At 72.0% G+C, this 6,235-nt stretch carries 6 protein-coding genes; 2 read left to right on the forward strand and 4 right to left on the reverse strand.

Annotation, left to right across the window (positions count from 1 at the left end; all coding sequences use genetic code 11):
* The first annotated feature begins 57 nt into the window (after positions 1-57).
* Positions 58-972, forward strand: coding sequence for a LysR family transcriptional regulator (locus ACFP2T_RS31805; protein ID WP_377428289.1), 915 nt, complete (start codon positions 58-60; stop codon positions 970-972).
* On the opposite strand, the gene ACFP2T_RS31810 is transcribed toward ACFP2T_RS31805, so the two are convergent.
* From ACFP2T_RS31810 to ACFP2T_RS31825, 4 genes are all read right to left on the reverse strand, one after another.
* Positions 963-2,750 carry an ATP-binding cassette domain-containing protein gene (locus ACFP2T_RS31810; RefSeq protein WP_377428290.1) on the reverse strand — a complete coding sequence of 596 codons (1,788 nt, stop codon included), beginning with the start codon at positions 2,748-2,750 and terminating at the stop codon, positions 963-965. The two genes, ACFP2T_RS31805 and ACFP2T_RS31810, sit on opposite strands and share 10 nt — an antisense overlap.
* The gene (locus tag ACFP2T_RS31815) at positions 2,747-4,630 is read right to left on the reverse strand and encodes an ABC transporter ATP-binding protein (RefSeq protein ID WP_377428292.1); all 1,884 of its coding nucleotides are present in this window, start codon (positions 4,628-4,630) and stop codon (positions 2,747-2,749) included. Before ACFP2T_RS31815 ends, ACFP2T_RS31810 begins: the two co-directional genes overlap by 4 nt.
* Positions 4,631-4,801: 171 nt before the next feature.
* Entirely contained in the window at positions 4,802-5,143 is a 342-nt protein-coding gene (locus ACFP2T_RS31820; RefSeq protein WP_377428943.1) for a tetratricopeptide repeat protein, read from the reverse strand.
* The gene (locus ACFP2T_RS31825; RefSeq protein ID WP_377428945.1) at positions 5,128-5,565 is read right to left on the reverse strand and encodes a cold-shock protein; all 438 of its coding nucleotides are present in this window, start codon (positions 5,563-5,565) and stop codon (positions 5,128-5,130) included. The genes ACFP2T_RS31820 and ACFP2T_RS31825 overlap by 16 nt, the downstream gene beginning before the upstream one ends.
* A 366-nt stretch (positions 5,566-5,931) precedes the next feature.
* Between ACFP2T_RS31825 and ACFP2T_RS31830 the strand changes: the two genes are divergently transcribed.
* A complete protein-coding gene (locus ACFP2T_RS31830; RefSeq protein ID WP_377428294.1) occupies positions 5,932-6,207 on the forward strand; it encodes a GlsB/YeaQ/YmgE family stress response membrane protein in 276 nt (91 codons plus the stop codon).
* Positions 6,208-6,235: the final 28 nt, after the last annotated feature.

Here is a 6,235-nt window from a genome sequence, read left to right on the forward strand (position 1 = left end):
CCGGGCTACCGGAGTAGGACCAGTTCACGTTTCTTCACGAAAGCGTAAGGTGAACTGATGCTCGATGTTCGCCGGCTCCGGCTGCTCCGCGACCTGGCCCAGCTCGGCACCATCGCCGCGGTCGCCCAGGCCCACGCCTACACCCCGTCCGCCGTGTCCCAGCAACTCACCGCGCTGCAACGGGAGGCGGGCGTGCCGCTGCTGGAACACACCGGCCGAACCGTCCGGCTCACCCCCGCCGGGGCGGCGCTCGCGCAGCACACCGAGGCCGTTCTCGCCGCCCTGGAAGCCGCGACCGCCACCCTGGCCGCCGCTCGCACCGGCCTGTCCGGAACCGTCCACATCGGCGCCTTTCCCAGCGCCGTGCGCACGCTGCTGCCCCCGGCCCTGGTCGCGCTGGGCCGCGACCATCCCGGACTCGACCTGATGGTCACCGAACTCGACCCGGTCGCGGTGCCGGACGCGCTACGGGACCGGCGCCTGGACGTCGCCCTGCTGCACGACTACGACATCGCGCCGATCGCGCCCGACCCGGCCCTGGACTCGACGGCGCTCCTCGACGAGACGGTCTTCCTCGCCGTGCCCGACGACGGTGCGGACCCCGACCCGGCCGACGATCCGATCGCGGCCGCCCGGAACGCCGCCTGGATCGTCAGCACCCCGGGCACGCTGTGCCACACCGTCGCCGTGCGGGCCTGCCATACCGCCGGCTTCGCGCCCAGGGTCCGCCACCACGCCGACGACTTCACCGCCGTGCTCGCCCTGGTCGCCGCCGGTCAGGGCGTCGCACTGGTACCACAACTCGGCGCGACCCAACCACCCCCGGGGGTACGGCTCCGGCCGCTGGCCGCCCACCGACGTACCCGGGTCGCCTACCGGCGGGGCGCCGCCGACCATCCCGCGATAGCCGCGTGCGTCTCCGCTCTGCACGCCTCGACCAAGGCCTTCCTGGCGCGTGGAGGTCACCGGTAGGCCCGTTCCTGGAGGCGGTACAGCTCGGCGTAGCCGCGGCCCGCCGCCATCAGCTCGGCGTGACTGCCGAACTCGGCGATCCGGCCGTCCTCCAGCACCACGATCAGATCGGCCATCCGTACGGTCGTGAAGCGGTGCGAGACCAGTACGGTGACGGCTCCCTGCCGGGTTGCCGCGCGTACCTGCTCGACGAAGTGCTGGAACAGGTCGTGCTCGGCGAGCGGGTCGAGCGCCGCCGTGGGCTCGTCGAGCACCACGCACAGCGGTGGACGGTCGCCGGCCACCTCGCGCATCAGGGATCGGGCCAGCGCCAGCCGCTGCCACTGGCCGAGTGACGGCTCGACACCACCGAAGGCGGCGCCGAGCTGCGTGTCGAGGCGCTGCGGCAGCCCGGCGAGTACGTCGGTGGCGCCGGCCCGGCCCACCGCGGCCTCGACCGTCGGCCGGTCGCGTACGTGCCGGACGTCGCCGACGCCGACCGTCTCCCGGGCCAGCAGCCTGATCCGGGCGAAGTCCTGGAAGACCCCGGACAGGCTGGCCTGCCAACGGCTGCGTGCGATGCCGGAGAGCGGCTCGTCGTCGACGGTGATGTGCCCGGCCGTCGGCTCGTAGACGCCGGTGAGGAGCTTGATCAGCGTCGACTTGCCGGCGCCGTTGGTGCCGACGACCGCGATGGTGCTGCCGGCGGGCAGGTGCAGGTTGACGCCGTGCAGCACGTCGCGCTCGGCCGTCGGGTAGCGGAACCGGACGTCGTGCAGCGTGATGCCCCGGGTCAGGGCCGCCGGTGCCGGCGCACCCGGGCGGGCCGCCTCGGCGGCGTAGCGCCGCAGCCACGAGTAGTGCGCCACCGCCTGGCCCGCCTCCGCCACGTTGTTGAGGCTGGTCAGCACCGTACGCAGTTGACTCTGTAGCTGGGTCGCCAGCGACACGACCATGACGGCCGCACCCACGGTCGTCCGGCCGGAGCGGATCAGGTCCGCCACGACGACCAGGGCGGCTGCCACCCCGGCCGCGTAGAGCAGCCAGGCGCCGGTGGAGTAGGCGGCGGCCCGGAGTCGGGCACCCGTCTCCCGCGCCGCGGCCGCGTCCCACAGCTCGGATGCGCGTCGGCTCAGCGTCGCTCCGCTGCCGGCCAGCATCACCTCCTTGGCCGGCTCCGGCTCGACGCACAGCTCGTGCAGCCGCTGCTCCTGCCGCAGGATCTCCAGGCTCGCGTCGCGTGCCTCGCGCAACAGCCGGTCCGCGTGCCTGCTGGCCAGGAAGACCGGCACGGCCAGCAGGGCCAGCAGGCACAGCGCCGGACTGACCCAGCCGAGCAGGCCGATGGTGACCGCCAGGCTCACCACGGCGGCCGCGGCGTCGAGGGTGGCCCAGGGCATGGCGGAGATCGACTGCGAGTTCTTGAAGATCCGGTCCCACCGGTTGATGTACGGCCCGTACTCGACGTGGGTGATCGTGGGAATCGACGAGACGGCCTGCTGGATCCCCCCGTTGAACGCCATCCGTACCCGGCCGACCAGATAGATGGTCAGGTTCGACTGCACCCGGCCGGCCCCGGCCGAGATCCCGTACGCGGCGGCGCCCAGCGCGACCGCTCCGACGACGGCGGCGACCTGATGGGCGGCGCTGCTGTCGACGAGCCACCGCTGGCTCAATCCCACCGCCGCGATGACGCCGGCCTGCCCGATCATGAGAGCGCACAACACCGTCGCGGCGCGCCGGTCGGCCCGGACGGTCAGCCGCGTGACGTGCCGCAGCAGTCCCAGCCACTCGGTCATCGGGCCTCCATCGTGAACGCCTCGGCCTGGATGGTGAAGAACCGGGCGTAGTCGCCGCCGAGCGCCATCAACGCGTCGTGCGAGCCGTCCTCGGCGACCCGACCGCCGCGGAGCAGGATGATCCGGTCGGCGGGCCGCACGGTCGACAGCCGATGCGAGATGAGCACCGTCGTGGTGTTCCGGACCCGGGACACCACCCGCTGGTGGAACTCCGCCTCGGCCCGTACGTCGAGGTGTGCCGTCGGCTCGTCGAGGACGAGGACCCGCCCTCCGGCCGCGGCGGCGAACAGCACCCGGGCCAGGGCAACCCGCTGCCACTGGCCGCCGGACAGGTCCGTACCGTCCTCCCCCTCGCTCCACAGTGAGGTGTCGAGCCCATCGGCCAGCTCGGCCAGCAAGCGCGTGCCGCCGGCCCGGTCGAGGGCGTTCCGTACCGCGCCGTCGCCGGCCAGGTGGGGTGCGGCGAAGGTGACGTTGTCCCGCAGGCTGGCCGGGTACCGCACGAAGTCCTGGAAGAGCACGGCCAGGCGTCGTCGCCAGGCCGGCAGGTCGAGCGTCGCGAGGTCGACACCGTCCACGGTTATCCGGCCGGAGTCGGGACGGTAGAGACCGCCGAGCAGCTTGACGAACGTGGTCTTGCCGACGCCGTTCTCGCCGACGACGGCGACGGTCTCGCCCGGCCGCAGCGTCACCGTCAGCCCGTCGAGGACGGGCCGGGACGTGCCGGGGTAGGTGAAGACGACGTCCTCGAACCGGACCGTCGGCGGTGTCGATGTCGATGTCGGCGACGGCGACGGCGACGGCGACGGCGACGATCCGACCGGCGCGGTCGACTCCGCCTTTTCCCGCGTCCCGTGCCCCGACTTCCCGGAAGTCCCGTACTCGGCCGCCAACTCGTCGGCGGCCTCGACGCCGCGCAGGCCGTACTCGATGTCGTACGCCTCCATGCCCACGCTGCTGATCGACATGACGCCCCAGGCCGCGAGGACGAAGGTGATCAGTTGGGCCGGATCCAGCGAGCCGGACAGTACCGCCGCGGCCGGTACGGCCAGCGCCGCCGTGGCCGAGGCGACCGTGAGCAGCGCGGTCCACCACTGCCGGCGCAGCACCGCCAGCATCTCCCGGTAGACCGGCGCGTAGGTGCGGGTGGCCACCGCCCGGAACCGCCCGGCGAACCAGTCGCTGAGCCCGAACAGCCGTACGTCCTTCGCGGCACCGATGACGGCCTGCGCGGAGACGTAGTACTCCTTGCGCTGGCCGGCGGTGTCCGCGTCCAGCACGTCGATGATCCGCATCCACTGCCGGCGCAGCATCGCCCGGATGAACAGCGACACCAGGAGCAGCCCGAGGGCGAGCATCGGCGAGAACGTCGCCAGCAGCGCGGTGGCGGCGAGCGCGCTCACCATCCGGAACACGAGTTCGAGCTGGCCCGCGGCGGCGCTGCCGGCCGACCGGTCCCGGCCGAGGCCCATTCCACCGTCCACCACCCGGGAGGCACGGTCCTGGAAGCTCCGGCCCTCCAGGTGGTCGAGGCCGGGCAGGTCGGCGGCGAGCGTGCGCAGCCCGGCCCGCAACCGGCCGTCAATGCGTTTCACGACCAACGCGCGCACGGCCGTCAACACCAGCCAGACCGCGTGGTCGACCAGGAACAGCCCGGCGACCAGACCCGCCGCCCCGAGCACCTGCCGATCGGAGTGTCCGGCGCCGAACACGGCGACCAGATGGCCCACCGACAGTGCCTGTGCGGTCGGCACCGCCGCACGGATGAGCTGCAGGATCACGAGCATCCCGGCCGGCGCGACGCCGGCGTCGGACAGCAGGCGCAGCAACCGGATCCGTGCCGACGTCACCCTCGAGGCCGCCGTGAGACGTCGCCGCATCAACAACACTCCCCCGTCCATCGACTGTTGTTGATAGTCACGATGTCAGCGAGCGGCAACCTGTTATCCGACCGAACGGCGTCGGGCGCGCGGCGGGTGGGCATCCCGCAGGTCCCGGCGCCGCCGGGGTGACCGACGGATGACGTCGCCGCCTCGGGTGCCCGATCCCGGTCACCAGTTCGGCGGCTCGATCTCTATCGACCCGCGTAACCGGCGCTGCATCAGCTGGGTCTCCGGATGGTTCGGCCGGAAGACCGTCCGATACTGCTGTTCGAGTTCCTGTCGAAGACCGTGCGCCTCGGCGGGCGCACCCGTGTTCTCCAGATCCAGCGACAGGTTGTTCCGGCAGACCACGACCTGCGGATGTTCCTCACCGAAGATGGCCGTCAGGCCGGCGAGGGCCTCCCGGGTGTACCTCAGCGCCTCCTCGTACTCGCCGGCAACCGCGAGGTCGTTCGCAAGGTTGATCTTGGAGCAACACGTGTAGCGTACGGCTGTCAGGCCTCGATCCAGCCGTGCGACCGCGCGAGATCGACGATCCGCTGGCGTACCTGCAGGATCTGGGCGCCGGTCAGCGACGGCACGTGCTGGAGGAGTGTCTCCGTCACCTCGGTGGTGAACTCACGGGGCGCGAGCACGTCGCACATCCCGTCGTCGTCACCCGCGACCGCCGTCCTGAAGCGCCCCTCCGAACTGGCCGCCGGGGTGTCCGGTCGGGGTGCCGCCTGGCCCTCCACGATCCGAACCGTGGCGACCTTCAGTCCGCGGTCGCCCTCCTCCACCTCGTACTCGACGTGCATCCCCGGATGCACCAGGTGCCGCTTCTCCCCGAAGTCGTTCGCGTGGACGAAGACGTCCTCCCCGCCACCGAACGGTGCGATGAATCCGTAGCCCCGGACCTCGTCGAAGCGCAGAACCTTACCGACCGCCACCACAACCACCACCTACAACAGGACACGCCAACAACGACAGGCCGGGATCGCCACCGCCGGACGCCGTCCGAGACGGCGACAAGGGCGGCCCGGTCCCAGCCCGGTCACGATACCGCCCGGCCGGACCCCTACCCACCCCTATCCTCGCGACCGACCACGGGTGGGAACGGTAGGGGGAGCCGCCGCTTCCGGCTACCGCTCGTCGATGGATCGGGCTCGGTCCCCTCCTGCCGTGCCGGCTGTTCCGCGACGGCTCGGCGGCCCGAACCCCGCGTCGCGGCAGCGTACCGCCGTGGCAGGGACGTTTCGGCGCGCCAGGCGGAGGGCAAATGCATGGGCGTCGCACCCCTCGAGGCTTGGAGGCACCAAATGGCCGTCGGCGGCATTATCTCCGCGATCATCGTGGGTCTGATCATCGGCGCGCTCGGACGCCTGGTCGTACCCGGAAAACAGAACATCCCGATCTGGCTGACCCTGCTGATCGGCGTCGTGGCCGCCCTGCTGGGCACGGCCATCGCCCGTGGCGCGGGCCTGTCCGACACCAGTGGCATCGACTGGGTCGAGATCCTCATCCAGGTGGTGCTCGCCGCGCTCGCCGTCGCTGCCGTCGCCGGCTTCTACGGCCGGCGGCGCATCACACACTGACCGGTCCGCTTTCCCGTCTCGGCGGGGC

The organism is Plantactinospora solaniradicis (genome assembly GCF_042658085.1).
GTDB classification, from domain to species: domain Bacteria; phylum Actinomycetota; class Actinomycetes; order Mycobacteriales; family Micromonosporaceae; genus Plantactinospora; species Plantactinospora solaniradicis.

Coding starts and splice junctions, on each gene's coding strand:
- ACFP2T_RS31805 (WP_377428289.1), top strand. CDS start 58: ATGCTCGATGTTCGCCGGCTCCGGCTGCTCCGCGACCTGGCCCAGCTC.
- ACFP2T_RS31810 (WP_377428290.1), bottom strand. CDS start 2,750: ATGACCGAGTGGCTGGGACTGCTGCGGCACGTCACGCGGCTGACCGTC.
- ACFP2T_RS31815 (WP_377428292.1), bottom strand. CDS start 4,630: ATGCGGCGACGTCTCACGGCGGCCTCGAGGGTGACGTCGGCACGGATC.
- ACFP2T_RS31830 (WP_377428294.1), top strand. CDS start 5,932: ATGGCCGTCGGCGGCATTATCTCCGCGATCATCGTGGGTCTGATCATC.